This is a genomic window from Streptomyces sp. SA15 (assembly GCF_002291145.1).
Classification (GTDB): Bacteria; Actinomycetota; Actinomycetes; order Streptomycetales; family Streptomycetaceae; genus Streptomyces.
Genome location: NZ_NTGE01000111.1, coordinates 140,921 through 163,216 on the forward strand (window position 1 = coordinate 140,921; position 22,296 = coordinate 163,216).

21 protein-coding genes and 1 pseudogene are annotated in these 22,296 nt (G+C 66.6%); 15 read left to right on the forward strand and 7 right to left on the reverse strand.

Annotated features, from left to right (window positions below; translation table 11 throughout):
• Nucleotides 1-27: 27 nt before the first annotated feature.
• From CLM62_RS25755 to CLM62_RS25800, 8 genes are all read left to right on the forward strand, one after another.
• Nucleotides 28-1,590: a recombinase family protein gene (locus CLM62_RS25755; RefSeq protein ID WP_179382231.1), complete on the forward strand. Its 1,563-nt coding sequence runs from the start codon at nt 28-30 to the stop codon at nt 1,588-1,590.
• A gap of 528 nt (nt 1,591-2,118) precedes the next feature.
• Complete coding sequence (locus CLM62_RS25765) at nt 2,119-2,307, forward strand: hypothetical protein (RefSeq protein ID WP_095752280.1); 189 nt, start codon at nt 2,119-2,121, stop codon at nt 2,305-2,307.
• A 1,692-nt stretch (nt 2,308-3,999) separates the two neighbouring features.
• On the forward strand, nt 4,000-4,320 hold the full coding sequence (locus CLM62_RS25770) for a hypothetical protein (RefSeq protein WP_143659144.1): 321 nt from the start codon (nt 4,000-4,002) through the stop codon (nt 4,318-4,320).
• Nucleotides 4,321-4,331: 11 nt separating this feature from the next.
• Nucleotides 4,332-4,802, forward strand: a complete 471-nt coding sequence (locus tag CLM62_RS25775; RefSeq protein ID WP_095752282.1) for a hypothetical protein — start codon at nt 4,332-4,334, stop codon at nt 4,800-4,802.
• 643 nt (nt 4,803-5,445) lie between these two features.
• Entirely contained in the window at nt 5,446-5,739 is a 294-nt protein-coding gene (locus CLM62_RS25780; RefSeq protein ID WP_095752283.1) for a hypothetical protein, read from the forward strand.
• 628 nt (nt 5,740-6,367) lie between these two features.
• Nucleotides 6,368-6,583 carry a hypothetical protein gene (locus tag CLM62_RS25790; RefSeq protein WP_143659145.1) on the forward strand — a complete coding sequence of 72 codons (216 nt, stop codon included), beginning with the start codon at nt 6,368-6,370 and terminating at the stop codon, nt 6,581-6,583.
• Nucleotides 6,580-7,212: a DUF2637 domain-containing protein gene (locus CLM62_RS53175; RefSeq protein WP_095752286.1), complete on the forward strand. Its 633-nt coding sequence runs from the start codon at nt 6,580-6,582 to the stop codon at nt 7,210-7,212. Before CLM62_RS25790 ends, CLM62_RS53175 begins: the two co-directional genes overlap by 4 nt.
• Before the next feature lie 231 nt (nt 7,213-7,443).
• Nucleotides 7,444-8,688, forward strand: a complete 1,245-nt coding sequence (locus CLM62_RS25800; RefSeq protein ID WP_095752287.1) for a helix-turn-helix domain-containing protein — start codon at nt 7,444-7,446, stop codon at nt 8,686-8,688.
• A 1,338-nt stretch (nt 8,689-10,026) separates the two neighbouring features.
• On the opposite strand, the pseudogene CLM62_RS25815 reads toward CLM62_RS25800, so the two are convergent.
• Nucleotides 10,027-10,956, reverse strand: a pseudogene (locus CLM62_RS25815) (PLP-dependent aminotransferase family protein); the annotation flags it as partial.
• A 73-nt stretch (nt 10,957-11,029) separates the two neighbouring features.
• On the opposite strand from CLM62_RS25815, the gene CLM62_RS25820 reads away from it, so the two are divergent.
• Nucleotides 11,030-11,455: a carboxymuconolactone decarboxylase family protein gene (locus CLM62_RS25820; RefSeq protein ID WP_095752290.1), complete on the forward strand. Its 426-nt coding sequence runs from the start codon at nt 11,030-11,032 to the stop codon at nt 11,453-11,455.
• A gap of 188 nt (nt 11,456-11,643) precedes the next feature.
• On the opposite strand, the gene CLM62_RS25825 is transcribed toward CLM62_RS25820, so the two are convergent.
• On the reverse strand, nt 11,644-12,198 hold the full coding sequence (locus CLM62_RS25825) for a hypothetical protein (RefSeq protein WP_143659146.1): 555 nt from the start codon (nt 12,196-12,198) through the stop codon (nt 11,644-11,646).
• A gap of 260 nt (nt 12,199-12,458) precedes the next feature.
• Here CLM62_RS25825 and CLM62_RS25830 point away from each other — a divergent pair, with 260 nt between their 5' ends.
• On the forward strand, nt 12,459-12,914 hold the full coding sequence (locus tag CLM62_RS25830; protein ID WP_095752292.1) for a transposase: 456 nt from the start codon (nt 12,459-12,461) through the stop codon (nt 12,912-12,914).
• On the opposite strand, the gene CLM62_RS25835 is transcribed toward CLM62_RS25830, so the two are convergent.
• From CLM62_RS25835 to CLM62_RS25845, 3 genes are all read right to left on the reverse strand, one after another.
• A complete protein-coding gene (locus CLM62_RS25835; RefSeq protein ID WP_095752293.1) occupies nt 12,897-14,651 on the reverse strand; it encodes an ankyrin repeat domain-containing protein in 1,755 nt (584 codons plus the stop codon). The genes CLM62_RS25830 and CLM62_RS25835 overlap by 18 nt on opposite strands.
• Before the next feature lie 150 nt (nt 14,652-14,801).
• Nucleotides 14,802-14,990 carry a hypothetical protein gene (locus CLM62_RS25840; protein WP_095752294.1) on the reverse strand — a complete coding sequence of 63 codons (189 nt, stop codon included), beginning with the start codon at nt 14,988-14,990 and terminating at the stop codon, nt 14,802-14,804.
• Nucleotides 14,991-15,004: 14 nt separating this feature from the next.
• The gene (locus tag CLM62_RS25845) at nt 15,005-15,589 is read right to left on the reverse strand and encodes a helix-turn-helix domain-containing protein (protein WP_095752295.1); all 585 of its coding nucleotides are present in this window, start codon (nt 15,587-15,589) and stop codon (nt 15,005-15,007) included.
• 261 nt (nt 15,590-15,850) lie between these two features.
• On the opposite strand from CLM62_RS25845, the gene CLM62_RS25850 reads away from it, so the two are divergent.
• Entirely contained in the window at nt 15,851-16,303 is a 453-nt protein-coding gene (locus tag CLM62_RS25850) for a hypothetical protein (protein WP_095752343.1), read from the forward strand.
• A 65-nt stretch (nt 16,304-16,368) separates the two neighbouring features.
• On the opposite strand, the gene CLM62_RS25855 is transcribed toward CLM62_RS25850, so the two are convergent.
• On the reverse strand, nt 16,369-16,944 hold the full coding sequence (locus tag CLM62_RS25855; RefSeq protein WP_095752296.1) for a TerD family protein: 576 nt from the start codon (nt 16,942-16,944) through the stop codon (nt 16,369-16,371).
• A gap of 182 nt (nt 16,945-17,126) precedes the next feature.
• On the opposite strand from CLM62_RS25855, the gene arfB reads away from it, so the two are divergent.
• Together arfB and CLM62_RS25865 are read left to right on the forward strand one after the other, a co-directional pair.
• Nucleotides 17,127-17,564 carry an alternative ribosome rescue aminoacyl-tRNA hydrolase ArfB gene (gene arfB / locus CLM62_RS25860; protein ID WP_095752297.1) on the forward strand — a complete coding sequence of 146 codons (438 nt, stop codon included), beginning with the start codon at nt 17,127-17,129 and terminating at the stop codon, nt 17,562-17,564.
• Between the two features lie 105 nt (nt 17,565-17,669).
• Entirely contained in the window at nt 17,670-18,548 is an 879-nt protein-coding gene (locus CLM62_RS25865) for a sigma-70 family RNA polymerase sigma factor (RefSeq protein WP_095752298.1), read from the forward strand.
• Nucleotides 18,549-18,589: 41 nt separating this feature from the next.
• Here CLM62_RS25865 and CLM62_RS25870 read toward each other — a convergent pair whose 3' ends face one another.
• Nucleotides 18,590-19,174 (reverse strand): flavin reductase family protein, encoded by a 585-nt coding sequence (locus CLM62_RS25870; protein ID WP_257004089.1) that lies wholly within the window; start codon nt 19,172-19,174, stop codon nt 18,590-18,592.
• A gap of 389 nt (nt 19,175-19,563) precedes the next feature.
• Between CLM62_RS25870 and cdgB the strand changes: the two genes are divergently transcribed.
• Entirely contained in the window at nt 19,564-21,222 is a 1,659-nt protein-coding gene (gene cdgB / locus CLM62_RS25875) for a diguanylate cyclase CdgB (RefSeq protein WP_095752299.1), read from the forward strand.
• A 118-nt stretch (nt 21,223-21,340) separates the two neighbouring features.
• Nucleotides 21,341-22,294, forward strand: coding sequence for a carbohydrate-binding protein (locus CLM62_RS25880; protein ID WP_095752300.1), 954 nt, complete (start codon nt 21,341-21,343; stop codon nt 22,292-22,294).
• Nucleotides 22,295-22,296 lie beyond the last annotated feature (2 nt).

The window sequence follows — 22,296 nt, forward strand, 5'->3', positions numbered from 1 at the left end:
GAATCCACTTCGGCACATGGGGGCACGATGCCCGGAACGCAGAGCAAGGCCGACAGGCCAGAAGTTGACCTGTTGGTCAGGAAGTCGAAGATCGTTCGTGAAGGTGAGAACGCGCTCTCACTCCGGGCACAGGAAGAGCGGGGGCGACGCTGGGCAGACGAGAACGGCTACACCGTCCGCAAGGTATGGCGCGAGAACCTGAGCGCGTACAGCGACGTTGAGCGCCCGAAGTATGACGCTGCCATGAAAGCCGTTCTTGACGGGGAAGTGCCTGCGCTGTGGTGCTACGCACTGGATAGGTTCAGCCGTAAGGGCATTGAAGCCATCGGGCCAATTCTTGGCACGGCGCGTGTCATCTTCGACTACGAGCAACTTGACTCGTCCAACGAACGTGACCGGCGCTGGATCATTCAGCGAGCGGAAGATGCGCGGGAGTACTCACAGCGACTCTCGTACAACGTCCGCAACACGAAGAACCGGCAGCGGAATGAGGGGCGTTGGCTTGCCCGCGCACCATTCGGGCTGGTTGCCGACAAGGCGCGGAAGCTGTCCCCGAAAACAACCCTTATCAAGGGCAAGGACTATTCCCCGTGGGATGTGGTCTGCCGCATCTTCAAGGAGATTGCCGAAGGCACGTCCTCGCGCGCGCTGGCAAGGAAGTTCAACACCGAAGGCGTCAAGTCAGCGACGGGCAAGACATGGCGCGCGGACTCCATCCGGGCAATCGTCATTCACCCTGTCTTTGAGGGGTGGCTCACAGTGTCCCCCGGCGGGAAGTCGCATAAGGCACCGGTTCACTACCTCAACGATGCTGGGGAACGTGTCCGGTGCGTGACTGACGAAGTGCTGCCGCACATGATTCCCGCTGAGCTTGCCGCCAAAGCGCGCCGTGTCCTTAGCGGGCATCAGATCATTGACAACACGCCCCGCCCGGGACGCGCAAAGGCATTGCTGGCTGGTCGGCTTCGCTGCGCCTCATGCGGAAACGCGATGGTGGCTGACGGAAAGTCGTACAACTGTCAGCTTCGGGCTTCCGGCGGAGCATGTGAGAACCCGGCGTCAGTGTGGCGTGAATCGCTAGAGGCGTACGCCGTAGGCCGCTGGCTTGCCCGCATGCATGCTGCCGAGATTGACGACCCACTGATACACGCCGTTGCGCAGCGCTGGGAGGCTCTTACGAAGCCGGAGGAGTCGGCGGAGCTACAGGAAGCCATGGCGACACTGAAAGCCGCCGAGGCAGCCCTAGACAAGTTCCACGCAGACGACCGGGCAGGGTTTTACTCCGGTCGTTCGGCCAAGTACCGGTTGCCAGCGAAGAAGGAAGCCGAAGACCGGCTAACGGCAGCGGAAGAGCGCGTATCGGAACTGTCCGGCGGACCAATTGACATTTCGTTCTTGCTCAACGGAGATGCCCCGGAAGCATGGGAAGACGCCGACGACGCGCTGAGGCGAGACCTGTTCGGATTGGCCGTTGAACAGATCACGGTCACCCGGGCACCGAAACAGGGCGTGCGATTCAAGGGGGATGAGCGCGTGACTATCGAATGGGCAAACCCTGTGCAGGTTGAGGAACTGACCCAAGCCGCGTAAGCACGAATAAAGATCAATGGCACCGGTCCGGCGGGACTTTGGCGAGTGACAGCCGGACCGGTGTTCCCGAGGGAAGGCACCAGGATATGACAAGCGCGGAGCGCGCACAGTGGCAGGCGGACCACGATGCCAAAGAAGCTGCATGGGAACGCGAGTTGGAGTGGCGGCAGATCACACGGAAGCTGGAAGCCCTGTACGGCGCTGTGAGGGCCGGGGACGGCAGCGTACGGACGCGGGAGCGCATAGGGCGGCTTGAGGCGCTACAACAGGCGCTCATGGGCTGGCCGGAAGCGTTGGCCGCGTAACCCCCCGAGAGAACCTGAGCGCCCGTCTGAGCGCCTGTTAGCCCCGGCTGGTCCCCGTGACCGGTCGGGGTCTTTTCGTGCCCTCACAGGGTCGCCGCTGTCGCTGGACCACTCGCCCCCACGCTCAGGGAAACAGCCGCTCCAATCTGACGATCCGTCAGTTACGTCTAGGCATTCGACACCCTAGACCCATTCTGAGAGCGCAACGCGGAGGAGAGACCACATGAGCGCTGACAAGTTCTGGGCACACATCATGTCTTGGGCCGAAGAGGAATCCCACAGGGGCCGCCTGGTGCGCGCCTTCCGGGACAACCTTGGAAATAGTGCGGAGCTACAGGCTCAGCGCATCGGTCTTCTGTCTGTCTATATGGAACGGGAAGCGCAGAGCCGTAAAGGTCTCGCGCTTGTCTGAGGGTTGAGCCGTCCGGTTTCGTGACCGGGCGGCTTTTCCTTGGCCTCATTTCGTCTCGTTTCGTCGCACCCCTCAGTCATTCCGTCCCCGTTCCGTCCCGCCGGATAGGGGTTCCGTCTCATTACGTCCCTAGGAAGTACACATGACCACTGACCTTATGACTGCACTGCGTAACGCCGAATCGCTCGCATGGGATGCCATAGCGAAGCCGGACAGCGATAAGGCCACGACCGTGCACCAGGCCATTGCGGCGGCGCTCCGCCTTGCAGAAACCCAGGCGGCTGGTCCCCGCTGTGAAGCGCCTACCTGTGACAACGCCATTGAGTACAGCGGGGTAGGGCGTCACCGTCGCTTCTGCTCTGACCGTTGCCGGAAGGCAGCACACAGGGCCAGCCGACAGGGCTAGACAGCGCGAAGGACTCAACAACTAACTACTCTCTGTTAGTTGTTCCTAATCCAATATGTAATGTTCTCACTCATCCAAACAACTCCCATATACCTAGCAACAAATGGGAGACCCGTAACCCTGCATTCGAGATAAGGAACACCCCATGACTGAGCGACGGTACGACTGTTTGGGCTGCGGCGCTGACCTCCCCGAAGGTGCCCGTGCTGACCGGCTGTACTGCTCTGCTCGCTGCCGCATGAGCGCGTACAGGGCTGCCAGAGCGCCGAAGACTGCCGAGATGACCTGTGAGCTATGCGGAGCCCCGTTCCGGCCACTGAGGGGCAAACAGCGGGTCTGTGCCATGCCTGAGCAGACCAGCGCCACATGCCGGGAAATGCAGGCTGAGCGGGAACGGCAGCGAACGGCAGTCAGGCTTGCGCTGGACGAAGAGCGCTGGGAGAAGGCTTGCGAGCACTGCGGAGAGAACACGGGTTGGGAAGGTGCTGGCCGACCACGCCGGTTCTGTTCTTCGCGCTGCAAGACCGCCTTTTATCGGGCAGCCAAGAAAGCGTAACGGTCGAATAACGAATGCCCCGAGCCGGCTCGAATCTCGCGGATTTCCGCCTTCTCGCACTTTCGACTCCCTAGAACCAGTTAGAGGGCAGCGTTAAGCGTGCTCCACTGTTCGGGTAGGCGGCAACCTTTTCCCCGGGCACCACACAAAGACCAGCCCCCGGCTAGCGCCGGTTCTCTTCACTGCGGGAATTGCCGCCTACACAGTGAGAGACAGCGCTAGCCGGGGGCTTTTTTTCATGCTCGGGAGAGACCCAATGGAACCGATAGAAACCACTCAGGCACTTCGCATCTTGGAAGGCCACGCGATTGTGCCGAGAGATGAGCGGCACCGGGCAGAGCTGTTCGCGGCTTTCGCTGTTCTCCGCCTATTGGCAATGGGTGGTGACAGTGCCGAGACTGAGCGAGTCTGACAAGGCATACGTCACACAATTCGTGGCCGTAGTCGGAGAGACCATCGAAGAGCACGCAAACGCCGAAACTTCGCTCACCGTGCTCCATAGAGCGTGCACTGAATACGCGCGTGCACAAGGCTCTGAGTTCATCCCCGTAAGCAACTTCGTTCGCCTGATGGAAGCCACGGGCTACAGGCGCGTTTACAACCGGTACGGCAGGCGCTTCACGGGAATTCGACTGAAAGACCCGAGGATGCATCACCTGTCCTGGTACTGGGACTAACCACCTCCGAAATTTCGTAGGCGCCAACCCTCCTGAAAGGAACTCCCCCCCCAATGACTGAAACACCATGGTTCATGCGCACCGTTGACCCGGGCGCGATTGACACCAACGACCCTGAGCGCAAGCGCAAGCACCTTGAGTCCATTGCTTCTACGGCCAGCGCCGAGGGTGACGCCATGGTCTCGCACCTAAAGGCCGCAGAGGCGCGCGGAGTTGAGATCGACCCTTCAACGCGAATGGCCATGGGCTACGCGACGGTTGCCCGTAAGGCTGCCGCTCAGCTAGGCGACGCTCCGCAGCGAGAGACCAGCACCAGCACTGAGGACATCACGCCGGAAGCACGTATTGCGCGCGGCTACGGCACCAACAACTGAAAGGAGACACCATGACTGCCATTGACATTGAGAAGGTGCGTAAGGCTGCTCAGGCGGCTGCCGCGAAGTTGGCTGAGGTTGAGTCCATTGAGTCCGCCCGACAGGCTGAGAAGGCCGCTGAGCGCCTTGAGCGACAGCAGGAGAAGGACACTGCGTTTCTCAGCCAGTGGGAGGCGCTTGACGCGGAGCTACAGGAAGTCGGTTCGAAGTCTGCCGCTGATGCCATCTATGAGGGTGCTGACCCGATTGCCGCTGTGGCTAACTTCTGGATTGAGCGTGCAAAGCGAAACGCTGTCCGCTCCCTTGCACGTAGCGCCTATTACCGGCTACACGGGCAGCACCCTGACGACCTGTTCGCGCGGGACCTTCCGGAGCGAGACATGCGCATTGCGGATCGGCTAGAGGACGCGATTGTCACGGCTTCCCGGCGGCACGGCGCTGATCTTGCCGACAAGCTAGCGGCTGAATGGCTGGTCCAGTAATGGCACATGACCTACTCGACCCGGGGCCGGACTTCAACGGCCAGCCTGCTTACCTGGTTTGGCCCCGGGACGGGAACGGAGCCCCGTGCTTTGCCGACACGCACACGTCCGCTGATGTGGTCTTCCCTCAGCCTGGTGCAGCGCCGGTAACCCGGGGCACTGTCCGAATGCGTAACACATGGGTTGACCTCACGCACTATGACGCTGCGGGCAATCCGCTGGTGCCTCCGACCATTCCGCTAGACGTGCTGCGGCAGTTGTGGGCTGGCCACTATGGCTGATAGCCCGTTCTGCGAACTGTGCACGGAAGACGGTCTAGGCGTGGCAGCGGACGTGAATTGCTTCTACCCGCTGACGCGCGCTCAGCTCATAGCCCGGGGCGTTTCCCGGCCGGATTCCCTGGGATACCGGAAGTCAATGTGCCTGGCTTGCTATCGGGCATGGAAGCGGACCGCCTGAGCACACCAGGGGCCGTGCCACTGGAATCCACCCACCAGTGGTACGGCCCTTTTGCTGCCCGCTCGCACTGGTCCCGACTGCAACCAGGCACCCCGAGCCGGCAAAAACCCCCAGGTTTCGTGACCTGCACTTTTCCCTGACCACCTCTTCGCTGGCGTGTGTGCTGGCGTGAAGGAGTACGCCCGTGCTCGCTGATGACTGTGCGCCCTCACACGCCGAGTCGCTGGCCCAATCCCTGAGATATGCGCTCACCTATGCCGACGAATTGCGCGCCATGCTCGCTGTCGGAAACGCCGATCCGGAGAAGGCAGCGCACCTAGTGCAAGCCATTCGGAACATGCTGTGTTCTGCGGAAGATGAGCTAGACCCACTGGACGACGTACAGCAGGAGATAGACACCGTGGCGGCAATCCATGGGCTCAGTGATGCGGAGCTATTCAGCGCCATTACCGACACCCCCACCTCCGAAATTTCGTAGGCGCCCCTGTCTCTGTGAATGGACCCCCTATGCCATACCGCCCCCGGCGCCCCTGCCCTGCCGTACCCAACTGTCCTAACTCCATAAGCGGTAAGGAACGGGCCTGCCCCGATCATGTGCACATGCTGACTGCCCGACGCGCTGAGAAGGGAACCAGCGCATACGGCAAGGATTGGCCACGCAAGCGTGAGTCATTCCTGTACATGAATGCATGGTGCGTCTTGTGTGGTCAGCCTTCCAAGGTTGCTGATCACTTTCCGCTGAGTCGCAAGGAACTGGTCAAGCGTGGCGTTTCTGACCCGAATGCACACGAGCACCTAAGAGCCCTTTGTGTGCGCTGCCATAACCGTGAGACTGGCCGCAACCAGGCTGGTGGTGTTGTCGCTGAGAGGCGGAGGCAGTCACAGGCTCAGCGTGAATGGCAGCACTGGACAGAGAAGCGCGACGCTGAGAGCGAAGAGCCGCCGTTCTGAGACATGTACCCGGGGGGTGACCCCCTCCGGGCCTGACAGGAGCGCGGCAGGGAGGGAAAAAGCTAGCGCCGCAGCTTGGAGCGTTTGCGCGGAGAGAACGACCCCCATTTGATGCCCTGGTCACTCGCTGGCCGGGTCTTTCCTATGCCCTGAGAGTGACCATGTCCCCCGATTACAAGGCGCGTGTTGCTGCCTTCCTACTCCTCAGCGAAGAAGAGCTAAGGCGTCCGCTGTGGGAGATCCACCCCGCCGACCGAACGGCTTTCCTGTCAGCGCGTAACCGACGCATGTTCGCCCGGCTTTCCGCTGGCGATGACTTCCAGATTCCCGAGCATGACCAGCGCGTGACTGATTGGGCTGATACCGAGTGACCCGGCGCATATCCGTAACTGACGTTGTCCGGTACGCGGCCCTTGCTGCGGCCATGGTGATTTCCTACGCGACACAGCGAGACCTAGCCCTTGCGCACGGTGTGCCTGAGTCCGTTGCTCCGGCCGTTCCCGTGGCCATCGATCTGTTTATGGTTTGGGCTGTCCGGTCACGCCGTGACATTGCTCTGGCCGTGTCCGTCGCCATGGCCGCGAATGTGGCTGGTGTCCTCACGACCGAATCCCTGTCCGCCGTTGATACATGGGTGTCCGCCGGGCTGCATGCCGTCTTCCCGCTGACCGTTTGGCGAATGCATCGCAGCGAGGCTGAGCGGCCATCTGAGAGCCTGCCGGGCGCTTCGGCAGGGACGGAGACCAGGGAGTCAACGGCAGCCCCGCAGAAGGGCGCTGAGAGCGTTTGGCCACCGGATGACCTGTGGGCCGATTTTGAGGACAGCGCGACAGACGCTGAAAGCGAAGCCCCGGTCACTCCGCCTTCCGCTGAGGACATCCGCGCGGCTGTTTCCGTGCTGGCTTCTCGACATGGCCGACCCGTGACCGGCCGCATGGTCGCTGACCATTACGGCGTATCCGAGAGGACCGGACGCCGGTACCTGTCCATGGCCACGTAAACGGAGGGTGTCACTCCGCCTTTAGCCGGTAGCTTCCGGAGTATGTCATTCCGCTTTAGCCGGTAGCACTCGTGATCTTGAGCCCCGTACCCGCTGCCTTACTGGTGGCCGGTACGGGGCTTTCCGTGTTCTGACGCTGAGTCAGATGATCTCTTGCGTGCACTCCCGCTTGACCGATACGCGTTGCCCAGCTACGGCGGGGGCATACCCTTGAGCGTGAGGTGAGTGCCGATGTCCACAGGGTTGCCAGACAACATCCGGAAGTACCGGCGCACGGCCGGACTGAGCCAAGAGGGGTTGGCGGAAGCGGCTGACCTCTCGCTGAGCACCGTTCGCAAGGTGGAGCAAGGCGGAGACGTACGCGTTGAGACGCTGCATGCCCTTGCCCGCGCGCTGGGGGTGTCCACGTCCGCACTGTTCGCCACTGAGGCGCCCCGATCTGTGGTCGGTCCCCAGGATGATGCCAACCGGCGCCACCTGGTGGAGCTACGGCGTGCGCTCATGCCACCCATCGGGCTTGCTGCCCCTCTCACAGGGGACCCGGAGGAGCCCGGGGGACTGGACACCATGCGGCACAAGGTCCGGGATGCCCGCGCGCTATACGAGCAAGACCGGTATTCGTCCGTCGCAAAGTTGCTGCCCCCGCTGCTGCGTAGCTCTGAGGCTGCCGTGAACGCACTTGAGGGTGAAGAACAGCAACACGCGATGATGGCGCGCTCTCAAGTGCTCTTGATGACAGGGCAATTCCTCACGCAAGTGAGGCAGTACGACATGGCTTACTACGCGCTGGCCGAAGCGATCCGCCTTGCACGAGAGAATGGCCAGACCCTCACAGCGGCTACAGGTGTCGTCGGTATGTGCTGGTTGCTGCTGCGGCAAGACCGCTTTGACGAATGCGAGCAACTTGCAGCGCAGACGGCAGCGGAGATTGAACCCCGGCTGTCTGAGGCGTCGACTGATCATCTGGCCGTGTGGGGTGAACTCTGGCTCAGGGTCGCTGCGTCCAGCGTGCGCAACAACCGCCCGGACGTGGCACAGGAAGCCCGCAGGATGGCAGCGACGGCAGCGAGCGCCATGGGCCGCGAAGACAGCGGATTCCCGAACCACTGGGGCGGATTCGGTCCGGCCACGGTGGAGATGAAGGCCATTGAAGATCTGTCGCTGACTGGGGACGTGCGCGGAGTGCTACGGCGTGCCGATGAAGGCCCCGTAAGCGCTAACGGTCTGCGTAGTCTCGGCGGGGTCACGTCGAACAACTGGAACCGTCACCGGCTGGACGTGGCTAAGGCGTACGTCGCAACTGGGGAACACCAGGAAGCCATGTGCGAACTGATGCAGATCAGGCAGCGCGCAGAAGGATGGATCACCCATCAGCCCATGGCGCGATACGTCATGACCGACATTCTCAAGACCCGCAAGCGGACGCTGACGGAAGAGATGCGCAGCATGGCGGCACATCTAGGCGTCGCTGGCTAGGTACTGCGGAGCGTGGTACTTCGGTGCGCTGGACTTCACAACTACCGTTCAGCGCACGTGGATTGACTCGCTGAGTGCTCATACGGTCCCCCTTACCGACCAACGGCGAGGGGACCGAAGCGATGCAGAGAACGGACGGCGACCGGCAGCGACGGCAGCACATTGCCGACGTGTCATCAGGGCACGGACCCCGGTTGCTCCCGTGGACGACTGGCGACGGCAAGCAATGCTTGCTGAGCAGTGACGGAGAGGGGTTCCTGTCCCGACTCGCTGACGACTTTGAGGCCGTGCAGCTTGCCATGGCTGAGGACATGCTCAAGGCCGCGCGGAAGGTGCTGGATGACCCCATGTCTCCGCACGCTGAGGTGAGGTACGCCGGAATCCGACTCACCGAGTGCCTGACCGATGTGATGCGGATTGCTGAGAGTCGGGGACTGCGCCTTTCCTCACCGAACGCCAGCGATGACGGCGACGAAGACGGGGACGAAGATGACCCGGCAGCACCCAGTGAGGTAGCCGGATGAGCCGAAGTGTCATGCGCTATGTCCCGCACACGATCCGGCACGCGCCCGACCTTGAGTGCACCCGGGAAGCCTTCTGCACTGCGGCCGACTGCAAGGAGACTTCCGGCCCTGGTGACGAAGACGCCGTTCAGATGTGGTGCCTTCGCCACGCTGGCCGGACGGGTCATGGCACCTTCCGGCGCGTGTTCACCGACCATGCCCGCGTAGAGCGGACTGAATGACCCCGGCGCGCTGAGGACGGCAATCAAGGCTCAGCGTGTCGGCTGCCCCGTCCGTGCGTTGCTCCCCCGTGGCGCATGGGCGGGGCCTTCCTGTCCCCTCGGAACCACTGAAACCAAAACGCCCCGACAGACCGATTAGGCCCGGTCCATCGGGGCTTGCCGAACAGCTTGCATAGGAGCTGAACGACCATGAGCGATGCTATCGCCCGTGCCCTTCTCTGGGTGCTCTCCGTACTGCCATGGACGCGCCGGACCCATCCCGGGCGACACTCCGCCGAATACCTCGCTGCGTTCACCGATCCAGCACCTGTCAGCCCCTGGTCCGAACCGTGGACCGGACCGACCAAGGAAGAGGCTCAAGAGCTGTTCCGGCAGCAAGCGGAAAGCACCATGGAACTCAACCTGACTCGCCAGCGTCGCCGGGCTGTCCCACTGACCACGTACGAGGGTGCCCCGCTCCCTGAGTACGTCTCAGCGCGCTAGGCCCCTGAGCCGACCCCACACGGCCCCCATCGTGCGTCGCTGTGACTCACGGTGGGGGCTTCCGCATGCCGCTGACCTGTGGTCTTTCCAAGCTGCCAGGGTGTAGGGTCTACCGGCTGCCGGTCGTAGCGGAACTCGCCGTCGTAGTCGTCCTCCACGAGCAGCCCGCCGTGGGAACGGGCCCAGTCGATGACCGCCGCCCGGCGTTGCGGGTGCAGTGGTCCGCCGGTGGGGAACTGGTGCGCGGGGGTGAGCAGAACGGCCTTCGCGCCGGTGTCCGGCACCTCGTCGATCCGCGCCCCGTGGGAGTCGACCGTCAACGGGACGGTCGGCAGGCCCATTTCGCCGAGAATGCCCCGGTGGAAGTCCAGCCCGTACGACTCCACCGCGACCGGCCCCCGCAACACGCTGCCCAGCAGCCGCAGTCCGTGGGCGAAGCCGGCGCAGATCACGATCCGGTCGGGCTCGGTGCGCACGCCCCTGGCGCGTGCCAGGTACTCGGCCAGGGCGTCGCGCAGTTCGGCCCTGCCCCGCGGATCGCCCACGCCGAACGCGTCGTTGGGGGCCGCGGCCAGGGCCCGGCGGGCGGAGCTGAGCCAGGCCGCGCGCGGGAAGGCCGACGCGTCGGGCGAACTGGGCATCAGGTCGTGCAGGACACGGCGCCGGGTCTGCCGCTGAGGACGGCGCGCATGGTCCGGCTGGAGCGGCGCGGCACGCCGGGCGACCCGGGTGCCGGACCCCTGCCGGGCGGTGAGCCAGCCCTCCTCTACGAGTTCGGCGTACGCGTCGGCGACGGTGTTGCGGGCGATCCCCAGGTCGCCCGCGAGGCTCCGGTAGGGCGGCAGCCGGGTGCCGGGGGCCAGCCGGCCGGACCGTATGGCCCCCCGCAGGGCGTGCATGAGCCGGCCCCGCAGGCTTCCTTCCCCGGAAAGCTCCAGGTGGAGGTCGGTCCCTGCGGCCTGACCTGCGGTCTGACCCGCGGTCTGACCCGGCTGGGTTCCGGCGTCCTGGGGCTGCTCATTGACCCAAGTTTCTGCCACGGAAATGCACCATACCCAGGGTCGTTTCCGCTCATAGGTTCATCGCATGACAACATTTCAGGTGGCTGAGCGCATGAACTTCTCGACCGTCGCCCCCAAGGTCTTCAAGGCCGTCCTGGCCCTCGACGCCGCCGCCCGTGACGGCATCGACCCCGTCCTGCTGGAGCTGGTGCAGATCCGCGCCTCCCAGATCAACCGGTGCGCGTACTGCATCGATTACCACACCTCCGACGCCCGCAAGGCCGGAGAGGCGGAGGAGCGCATCTATCAGCTCTCCGCCTGGGAGGAGTCGAGCCTGTACACCTCGCAGGAGCGGGCCGCCCTGGCGCTCACCGAGGCCGTCACCCGGCTGCCCGAGGGCGTGCCGGACGAGGTCTACGACGAGGCCGCCCAGCACTTCGACGAGAAGCAACTCGCCCAGCTCATCGCGCTGATCTTCACGGTCAACGCGTGGAACCGCATGAACGTGACCACGCGCAAGACGCCCGGTACGGAGTAGGCGTCGGGACAGCTCAACGCATGGGCGATGGCCCCCCGGCCACCGCCCATGGCATGCCATGGACCGCTCTCCTCGCTTAGGGACGGAGGTCGTGAACGGCGGGTTCGGACCGCTCTGAGGCCGATCTATCCGTGCAGCCAGTTGGGCTCCTGGACCATGAGTTGCAAAGCACTCGGCTATGCACGCCTTTACCCTCGGCCCCAGGGCCACCATCGGCGACGTCGCCATGCCAGACGCCTCGCCATCCTGTCCCTGGAGGGCAGAGGTGAGGATGTCGTGCTGTCAGGGGTCGGCAATTCCCTGGTGGAAGCGGCCATGATGGTGGCCACCGGGTACTGGTGCCTGTCGTCGGCCTCGCGCATCAAGGCGTCGCTGCCGTGGAGCCAGATGTACCGCACGTCGAAGACCGACCCGCCGAAGTTCTGATTGAGATAGGCGACCACCGAGCGCCACCCCTCCAGGTCGGCGGGATAGCTGCCGCCGCCGCCGACATCCAGATGCGCCCCCCTTTGAGGGCTGTAACGCAGCTGGAAATATGTGCCGCCGTAGTACCTACTGCGCACATTGAAGTTGTACTCCCACTCCTCCTTCCCGCCGTCGTCTCCCGGTTCGGGCAGGGGCAGATCAGTCTCCAGGCCCTTCCTCATCCACTCGTCCACGTCGAACGGCAGCGGTCCCATGAAACGTCGCAGCCGCAGTTCGCGTCCGACGGCCCGTAGATGTTCAGAAGCCTCACTCGCCACGACCGGAGTATGACGGGGAAGGCGGGACGGCGGAAGACGGAAATGGGGCTCCGTGCCATCGCCCGTCACCTGGGCTGGGGGCGGCACACCGTCCAGCGGTATGCGCGCGCCGCCCGCTGGCAGGACATGGTTACCGGACGCCGTTCCCGCACCAGCCGCCTCGATATTCACCAGCCCTACCTGCAACGGCGCATCGACGAGACCGACGGCACGATCACCATCACGAGGTACGCGAGGAGCTCGCCGGCCCCGGTCATCCGGTGCCCTACAGCAGCCTGCGGGACTGGGCCCGCAGCCGCCTGCAGTGGCCCGACGCGCCCGTCCCGGCCGCCGCGGCGCCCTCGGTCCGCACCGTTGCCGGCTGGATGACCCGGCACCCCGACACCCTCACCGAGGACGAGAAGCGGCAGCTCAAGGCAGTGCTGGCCGTCTGCCCGGAGCTGGAGCAAACCCATGGACTCGTACGGGATTTCGCCCAGATGCTCACCCAGCGCACCGGCGCCGACCTGCCGGACTGGATCAACACCGCCCGTGCCGCGAAGCTGTCCGGGATCACCGGCTTCGCCCGCGGACTGACCTCCGACCTCGAAGCCGTGATCGCCGGGCTGACCCTGCACTGGAGCTCGGGCGGCACCGAGGGCGCCGTGACACGCGTGAAAAAGATCAAGAGGCAACGCGATCGTTCTGTAGAAGGGCACTCAGCGCTGAAGCTGTGAAGGCAGTGCTACCCAGCGACGCGGAGCGCGGCGATCTGCCGCGTCCCGGCCGTCGCTGATCCGCAGGCCGGCCGCGTCGCAGGCATAGGCAAGAGCGTCGGCGCCGTAGGGGAAGGCGTGGTGTCGCTGCCAGAAGCGGAAGTGCCAGTGGGCGGGCGGCTCCGGCTCGTGCGGCGCGAGGCCGATCTCCTCGCGCTCGACGACCTCTCCGTCGCGGGCCAGGGCGCCGAACGTCCCGCCCTTGGGGTTGAAGTAGATGCCGTAGGCAGTGGTGTCCGCCGTTATCGCACGCAGCACTGCGTCGTCGCTCGGCATGTACCCGTCCTGTGTGATCACGCAGCCGCCGGGGTCGCCGGGCACGCTTGTCACGCCCACATAGCGGAGGGACTCGTTGTAGTCCTCCGGGTCGAAGGGCGCGTGCTCCGGGTCTGCTTTCGGGCACTGTGCAGGGTCGGCGCCCAGCCGTCGGATCAGCTCGTCCTCGCTCAGCTCTCGTACGAAGGCGATACCGAGCCCTTCGGTCCACAGTTCCTGCTCGCCGAAGGCCGCTATGAGCGCGTCCGCTGCCCGGAAGGCGGCGGCCTCCTCGGTGGGCAGCGCCGCTGCCCCCGGCAGGCCCGCGACGAGCGGTGCGAGCGACGTGGTCAGCAGCAGTCGGCCCGGCGACCAGGGCCCTGTCTGTGGCGTCCACACATCAGCCCCGGCGTTGATCAGCGCGCGGACGCTGCCCTCGTCCGCGCTGCAGGCGGCGTACCACAGTGGCGTGTGCTCGTCGTCGTCCCGTGCGTCGGGCTCCGCGTTGTGCGACAGGAGCGCGACCACTGCCTCCGCCGCCCCTTGTTCCGCCGCCAGGTGCAGCGGAATGGTGCCGCGCCATCCGACACGGGCATCGGGCGGCGCACCCCCGTCGAGCCGGGCCCTGATCAGCGCCGCGTCTCCCCAGTCCCGGTACCCGAGTTGCTGCCAGTCGGCCCGCGGCACGTAGCGCAGGCGCTCTTCCTCCTGACGGCGCAGCTCCTCGCGCTGGCGCCGGGACAGGGGCGGCGCCAGAAAGCCGGGCGGCCCGCTCATCTCCATGTGCGCGAAGGAACTCGGCTGCTCCGCCGGATCCGGCGGCTCGATCCCCGGCCAGACCTCAAGCGCCCGCGCCGACGCGGCATGCAGTGCCGCCACGTCGATCGGGGTGCGCGTCTCGGATATGCCCTCGTCCGGCCACTCGACGACCAGCTGTGCCTCGCCGGGTGGTGGGAGTTCCGCCAGATACAGGTCGACGTCGGTCTTGAAGAGGGACCGGCGGGAATGGTGCAGCCCCGGATCCAGCGGAATCAGCCCGATGGCCTGCTGCGTCGCCGCCTCGGTCACCTGGCCCGAGGACGTCGTGAACTGCACCCCCCGCTGCACCGTGCCATCCAACGAGGTCACCCGGCGGCCGTCGGAGAACAGCAGGCCGACCCGCAGCCCGGACTGCCGGCCCGCGTCCGCGCTCTGCCAGCGGGTCTTGCGGAAGACCGACAGATGCAACGTGGCCGCACGCGGCCACAGCGACCATCCCGTCAGCAGCACCCGGGTGTGCGGACCGGCACCGGCCACCCCGAGCTGCGACAGCAGCGCCGGCGCAAACCTGTCTACGGGCGGCGCGTACTTCCCGTCGTCTGCTCCCGGCGGCCCCAGCCGGACCAACGCGGTCCGCTCAGCGGCCGGCTCCTCCGGCAGTACCAGATCATCGAAGAATCCCATGTGCCGATCGTGGCAGAGGGGTCTGACAGTGCCTCAGCCTCTACGGCTTCGATCTTTCCGCCTGGGAGGAGTCGAGCCTGTACACCGAGCAGGAGCGGGCACTCAAAACTGCAGCCTGATCCAAAACCGGCGAGTCATGCGGTCACAGGGCTAGGGAACAGCGGCTGCCGTCTTGGGCGTGGCGGCCAGCCGCAGGCCGACCTCCACGAGGGTCCAGCCGAGGCGAATACGGAGGTCTCGGGGGCGTCGGGTCGCGGTGGCGAGGCGGTAGGCGTCGGCTTCGGCACGGAGTTCGGCGGCGCGGGTGTGGTGCAGCGCGAGGTGGGTCTCGGGGTGCATCGGGCTGTGGCCTCTCATTCCGTGGTGAGGGGGAACGCGCGTGTGTGGATGCGTACCTGAGCGGTGTCGGCGTCGCCCTCGTCGGTGGCCCGGTCGCGGTACGTGTCGACGAGCGCGTGCATCTTCTCGACGAGTTCTCGGGTGAGTTCGGGCGTCAGTCGTAGCGTCGCGCTGCTCATGTCCCAGGTGCGGTTCCACTCTTCCGGCCATGCGTGGCGGTTGCCGAGCCAGGTCGACAGGTCCCGGGTCTGGGTGGTCGCGACCTCGTGGAGGTACATGTCGGCGGCCCCGCGTACGTCCGGGTTGGCGGCCGTGAGCAGGGCGTCGTCGAAGCGCAGGCCCTGGTGGGCCGCCTTCCACCACCGCTCCCGGCCCTTGCCCCGCTCGGGGGCGTCCTCGATGAAGCCGTGGGCGGCGAGCTGTCGCAGGTGGTAGCTGGTCGCGCCGCTCGACTCGCCCAGCTTTTCGGCGAGTTGCGAGGCGGTGGCCGGACCTCCGAAGCGCAGGGCGTCCAGCAGCTGCATGCGCAGAGGGTGTGCGAGCCCACGCAGGGAGCGGGCGTCGAGACTGCGGACCTGTGGGTCCTGGGGCTCGTTCATGCGTGCAAAAGTAGCGTTGCAAAGGACTTGTTGCAACGGATTCTTTGTAACGAGTCCTTTGTGAGGCAGCTACGCCTCGAACACCAACCCGGTGAACCATGTCGGTCAGAGCACTAGCCCTGGGCGGGATGGTCGCGGAGCTCGAACCAGACGTGTTTGCCCCCGTGGGCCGTGGCCGAGTCCTGGCACCCGGCGTGGTCCTCGTTCCGAAGGACGCTTCCGACAGGTCCGGCTGGACCTGAGTCGGCTCCATTCCGTGCCATCCGGATCGGCCCGAAGCAGCGTTTCGACAATGAAGCGCTGCGGCGGCCTCAGCATCCCGAGCCGCCTCCGGTGGGAGCCAAGCCGGAACAGATCCAGCGGTATCGGGAAGTGGTCGCGGAGTTCCCTGTCGAGGATCTACCGCCGCTGGAGATCGCCTACTGGTTGATCAAGCCCCGCACGCTGGTGCGAGGGACCTGGGACGAGCCGAAAGAGGCTGCGGCCTGGCTGGGGGAGCGACTGACCGAGCATGCGTTCCGATTCGCCTGCGAGGCGCAGCGCGACACCGCCCACTTGGCGCTGCTCGTCAACTCGTCTGTGGATAAGCTGAGTTGGGGCGGTGACGTGTCGCTCAGTTTCTACCTCGAACGTCCCTCGTATTTGTCCGTGGCGCTGGTGACGTGTTCTCCGAACCTCGCGCACCCGGAACTGGCGTGCCCGGTCCTTGCATGAAAGCTCGCCCGCAGCGGAGCCCCCAGCCACAAGGCCAGGGGCTCCGTAGATGAAACAGGCGTCCCTCAGACGTTCACGCCGAAGTCCTGCGCGATGCCCACCAGACCCGACGCGTAGCCCTGGCCGACCGCGCGGAACTTCCACTCCGCGCCGTTGCGGTACAGCTCGCCGAAGACCATCGCCGTCTCCGTCGCCGCGTCCTCCGACAGGTCGTAGCGGGCGATCTCGGTGCCGCCGGCCTGGTTCACGATGCGGATGTACGCGTTGCGGACCTGGCCGAAGTTCTGCGAGCGGTTCTCCGCGTCGTAGATGGAGACCGGGAAGACGATCTTGTCGACGTCGGCCGGGAGGCCCGCCAGGTTGACGTTGATCGCCTCGTCGTCGCCCGCGCCCTCGCCCGTGCGGTTGTCGCCGGTGTGGACGATGGTCTGGTCCGGGGTCTGCTTGTTGTTGAAGAAGACAAAGTGGGCGTCGGAGTAGACCTTGCCCTGCGGGTTGACCGCGATCGCGGACGCGTCGAGGTCGAAGTCCGTGCCGGTGGTGGTGCGGACGTCCCAGCCGAGGCCCACGGTGACGGCGGTCAGGCCCGGAGCCTCCTTGGTGAGCGAGACGTTGCCACCCTTGGACAGGCTTACAGCCATTGTTGGGAGTCCCTTCCCTCGTTTACGTACGGCTTTACGTACGGCAAGAAGCTACAGCTACCCCTAGGAACGCCGACGGGGGTACCGAAGGTTCCGCGCGTCTTTACTTTCTTTACCAAGTAGCCGACGTAAGCGAGACCTGAGCGATATTGGGGTGACGTGGACCGGTCAGAGCCGGGAACATGGACGTCATGTCTGGTCCGTACGTGATCCGTGGCTCTGTCTCCCTGCCGGAGGCCGAGCTCATGTGGCGTTTCTCGCGGTCGTCCGGACCCGGTGGCCAGCACGTCAACACCAGCGACTCGCAGGTGGAGCTGCGCTTCGACCTCGCGAGGACCGAGGCGCTGCCCGAGGTGTGGAAGCAGCGGGCCCTGGACCGGCTGGCCGGGCGGCTCGTCGACGGCGTCGTCACCGTCCGTGCCTCCGAGCACCGCTCCCAGTGGCGCAACCGCGAGACCGCCGCCGTACGCCTCGCCTCCCTCCTCGCCGAGGCGACGGCCCCGCCTCCCAAGCCGCGCAGGCCCACCCGGATCCCGCGCGGCATCAATGAACGCCGGCTGCGGGAGAAGAAGCAGCGCTCGCAGACCAAGCGGGGGCGGTCCGGACGGGACTGGGGGTAGACCCGCAGGGCATCGCCTCGGCGGGCACCTCCCCGTTGTCACATCCGCGTCGCTCCGTACGTCACACCACTGACGACGGGACGCGACCAGAGGTGTGACGGACAGATGAGCTACGACGAGTTCCTTGCCCAGCGGTTCGAGGCGCACCGCGGCCACCTTCGGGCCGTCGCCCACCGCATGCTCGGCTCGGTCGCCGAGGCCGACGACGCCGTGCAGGAGGCCTGGATCCGGCTGAGCCGCTCCGACATCCGGCAGGTGGACAACCTCGCGGGCTGGCTGACGACCGTGGTCGGCCGGGTCTGCCTGGACATGCTCCGCTCGCGCAGGTCGCGCGCCGAGCAACCGCTGGACGCCTTGCACGCCCTGGACGCCCTGAACACTTCGGGCCGTACGGCACCCGACCCCGCCGCCACCACCACCGATCCCGAGCAGGACGCCCTGCTCGCCGACTCGGTGGGTGCCGCCCTGCTCGTCGTGCTGGAGACGCTGAGCCCTGCCGAGAGGCTGGCCTTCGTGCTGCACGACCTGTTCGCGGTGCCGTACGAGGAGATCGCGGGGATCGTCGGGAAGTCACCGGCGGCAGCGCGACAGCTGGCCAGCCGGGCCCGGCGTCGGGTCCAGGGAGCCCGGGTTCCGGATGCCGATCTCGTCCGGCAGCGGGAGGTCGTCGACGCCTTCCTGGCCGCGGCGCGGGAGGGCGACTTCGAGGGGTTGGTCGCGGTCCTGGACCCGGATGTCCTGGTGCGTACCGAGGCCGGGGTCACGACCGGCGCGGCGGCGGTCGCGCGGGGCGCCGGCGCCTTTGCCCACCGCGCCCGCCTCGGCCGGCCTGCCCTGGTCGACGGGGCGACGGGGGTGGTCATGCTCGTCGACGGCCGCGTGGAGCGTGTGCTGACCTTCACCTTCGTACGCGACCGGATCGCCGTGATCGACATCGTCTGGGATCCCGCGCGCGTGGCGCGTATGGACGTACGTCCGGTCTAGGCACCCACCACCGCGGACCCACCACCGGCACCACCGGCACGTCACCCCAAATGCCGGTACCGCCCCCGGAAATACGTCAGCGGCCTCCCGTCCGCGCTCGGCAGCGTCGCCGTCAGGACCCGGCCGATCACCAGGACGTGGTCGCCGGCCTGCACCCGCTGCTCCGTACGGCACTCCAGGGTGGCCAGGGCGCCGCCCACCAGGGGAGCGCCGGTCGCCTCGCCGCGGATGTACGGGATGTCCTGGAAGAGCAGGCGGTCGCTGAGGCGGCCCTTCATGGCGAAGCGGCCGGCGATGTGCCGCTGGCTCTCGGCGAGGACGGAGACGGCCCACAGGGGCTGCTCGGTGAGCACGTCGTCCATGCGGGAGCCCTCGCGCAGGCTGACCAGCACCAGGGGCGGGTCCAGGGAGACCGACATGAACGCCGTCGCCGTCATGCCGACATCCTCACCGACCGGCGCCTGGGGGTCGTTCGGGTCGAGTGAGGGCTCCTGGGCGGTCACCAGGACCACACCCGCGGCCAGCCGGGACATGGCGGCGCGGAACTCGTCGTTGGTCACCCCCTCAGCATGCCCGGAGGCGGACGGGGAGAGGGTGGGGGATGTGGCAAGGGGAGTTTTCGGCACGCCGGGAACGCTAATCTCCGGTCTGCGGGCACCACATCGGGCCCTGGGCGGAGCCCGGACCTAGGACCCGCGTAGGACCCGCGACGGAGACCGCCATGGAGGCCCATGGGGCCAAGGGGTCCAGGGGGTCCATAGGGCCCATGAGGGCCATGTAGACCCTTGGAGGCACCCCAAGCGCGCAAAACCTACGTTCAGTAAACGCACAGGGAAACCACAGAAACCCCACTCAATTGTTCATCTTTCGCTGTGACTTGAGTCACAAGGGGCGCTAATTGTTGACCCTGTGTACCGAGTGGGCAGCGCGCTGTGATTCAGTGGCGGGAAGCTGCTAGGACGATACGCCGATGAGAACCCTTGATTCGCTGCGAGGTCTCGGGGGGAGGGCGAGCATGGAGAGCGAGTCGGAGCCCTACGTCCGCCTTGCGTCCCTGCGACAGTTGCACCAGGTCATGGCCGACATGAACACGGCCCGCAGCCTGGCGGACACACTGCAGACGGTCGCCGACGGCGTGGTCCAGGCGCTGGGGTACGAGCTGGCGTGCGTGAACCTCGTGCGCCCCGACGGCGATCTCGTCGTCGCCGCCTTCTCCGGAAACCCCGCCGCCGAGGCGCTCATCACCGGCCGCGTCGGCTCCCGCGAGTCCTGGGAGCGCCGCCTGGGCATGGGCGAGCACTGGGGCGACCTGGTCTTCATCCCGCACACCGAGGGCTGGGTCCTCGACGACGACGACGTACCGCAGTGGTACACCGACGGCCCCGCGCCCCGCTTCGAGGACGAGTGGCACCCCTCGGACCGGCTCTTCGCCCCGATGTACACGCCCGCCGCGCCGGGCGGCGGCTCCTGCGGCGAGCTGATCGGCGTGCTCTCCGTGGACCGGCCGCGCAACGGCCGCCGACCGGGCGCGTGGGGACGCGAGGCGCTCCAGATGTACGCGTTCCAGGCCGCCATCGCGATCAGCAACGCGCGTCTACGCGCCAACATGCAGCGCGCACTGGTCAGGCTCGAAAGGGAGCAGCAGGCCCTGCGCGCCAGCGAGGAAAGCTTCAGGCAGGCCTTCGAGTACGCCCCCTCCGGCATGGCCATCGCCGAGATGGGCGGCGACCAGCACGGCCGGATCCTCAGGACCAACGACGCCCTGTGCCGCCTCCTGGGCCGCCCCGCCTCCGCGATGCGCCGCTACGCCTTCTCCGACCTCGTCCACCCGGAGGACATAGGCACGCTCCTGCGGACCTCCGCCGAGGGCGGGCGCGCGGAACTCCGCCTCGGCCGCCGCGACGGCACCTACGTCTGGGTCTCGCTCCGCAACTCCGTCGTCGCCGACGCCGCCGACGGACCCCGCTTCCTGCTCACCCACGTCGAGGACATCGAGGAGCGCAAGCGCCGCGAGCTCCAGCTCGCCCACCGCGCCTCCCACGACTCGCTCACCGGCCTGCCCAACTCCGCCGAACTGCGCGCCCGCCTCTCCTCGCGCCTGTGCCAGCGCCTCACCCAGGCGGGCGCCCTGGAGTCCGTGGACGCGGCCTACGGCCATCCCGTACACGACACGGGCGGCCACGGCTTCGACTTCCGGCCGGGCGGCAGCGAGACGTACGACGCCTACGACCACCATGTGCACACCGTCGCCCCCGAGGGTGACCGTGACGACGGCGCCAAGGGGCTCGCGGTCCTCTTCTGCGACCTCGACGGCTTCAAGTCGATCAACGACCGGTTCGGGCACAACGCCGGAGACGCGGTCCTCATCGAGGTCGCCCGGCGACTGTCCGGGGGCGTCCGCGACGGCGACACCGTGGCCCGGCTCGGCGGCGACGAGTTCGTCGTCCTGGCCGACGGGCTCGGCCGGGCCGACGCCCAGGACCTCGCCGTACGCCTGCGCAACGAGATCATCCAGCCCATCCGGGTCGACGGACGGGCCATGCGGGTCGGCGCCAGCTTCGGCATCGGCTGGGCGCACTGCGGGATGACGGCGGACGAGGTCTTGAAATCCGCTGACGAGCGGATGTACGTCGAGAAACGATCCCGTCCCAAACAGCACAGACGCGCGGGATGACCCCCAGGTCAGCGAGCTGATGCGATCCGAGTCACCCGTTTGGGGCATCAGGAGCGGGTAGGCTCGCCCTTCTCACCGCACATTTCGCATCCGCACCGCACCTCCTAGGAGACCAGGGATGACGTCCGGCAACAACGGCGCGAGCACGCCCGAGGACGACGACCCGTTCGGCTATCTCTACGCGGACGGGCAGGCCAACGGGGCCCAGCCACCGTCCGGTGGCTACGGCTACCCGAACTCCGTCAACCGGGTGCGGGCGGTCGGCCAGCGTCAGTACGGGCAGCAGCAGGCGCCGGCCGCCGCGACCGCCCCGTACGGCCAGGTCCCGCCGCAGCAGCAGGGCGCCCAGGGCCAGCCGAACGCGCACTACGCCGCGCCCGAGACCTTCCCGGGCGGCGCCCCCACCACCCAGCAGCCGCTGCCCGGCGGCGGGGGGCGGGGCCGCGGCCCCAACACCAAGGGGCTGCTGATCGGCGCCATCGCGGTGGTCGCCGCGGTCGTCATCGGCATCGGCGTGGCGATGATGAACGGCGACGGCGACAACAGCGCGGGCGACAACCAGGCGTCCGGCACGCCGACCACCTCGCAGAGCTCGGAGCCGAGCCCGTCGGGCAGCAAGAGCGGCGGGGCGAGCACGGTGGATCTGCCGAAGATCGACGCGAAGGCGCTGCGGCTCGGGAGTGGTGTGTCGACCGCCTCGGAGATCAAGGGCGCCAGCGCCGGGGGCGGCGTCTATGTGGCCGGGCTCGACCAGACGGGCGCCGAGGTCACGTGGACCGTCAGCGACATCCCGAAGGACGGCGTCTACACCCTCTTCGCGGGCTACAGCGTCCCCGGCAAGGACCAGAAGATGACGCTCACCGTCAACGGCAAGGTGTTCGGCACCAAGCTGAATCTGGGGAACTTCGCCAATGCCCCGGAGGGCGACTTCGCGAAGGGCTGGACCCAGACCTACGCCTACCCGAGCCTCAACAAGGGCACGAACACGATCTCGGTCTCCTGCCAGAACGGCGACCAGTGCGATGTCCTGCTGGACCAGCTGTGGCTGAAGGCCGGGCAGGTCAAGCGATAGCG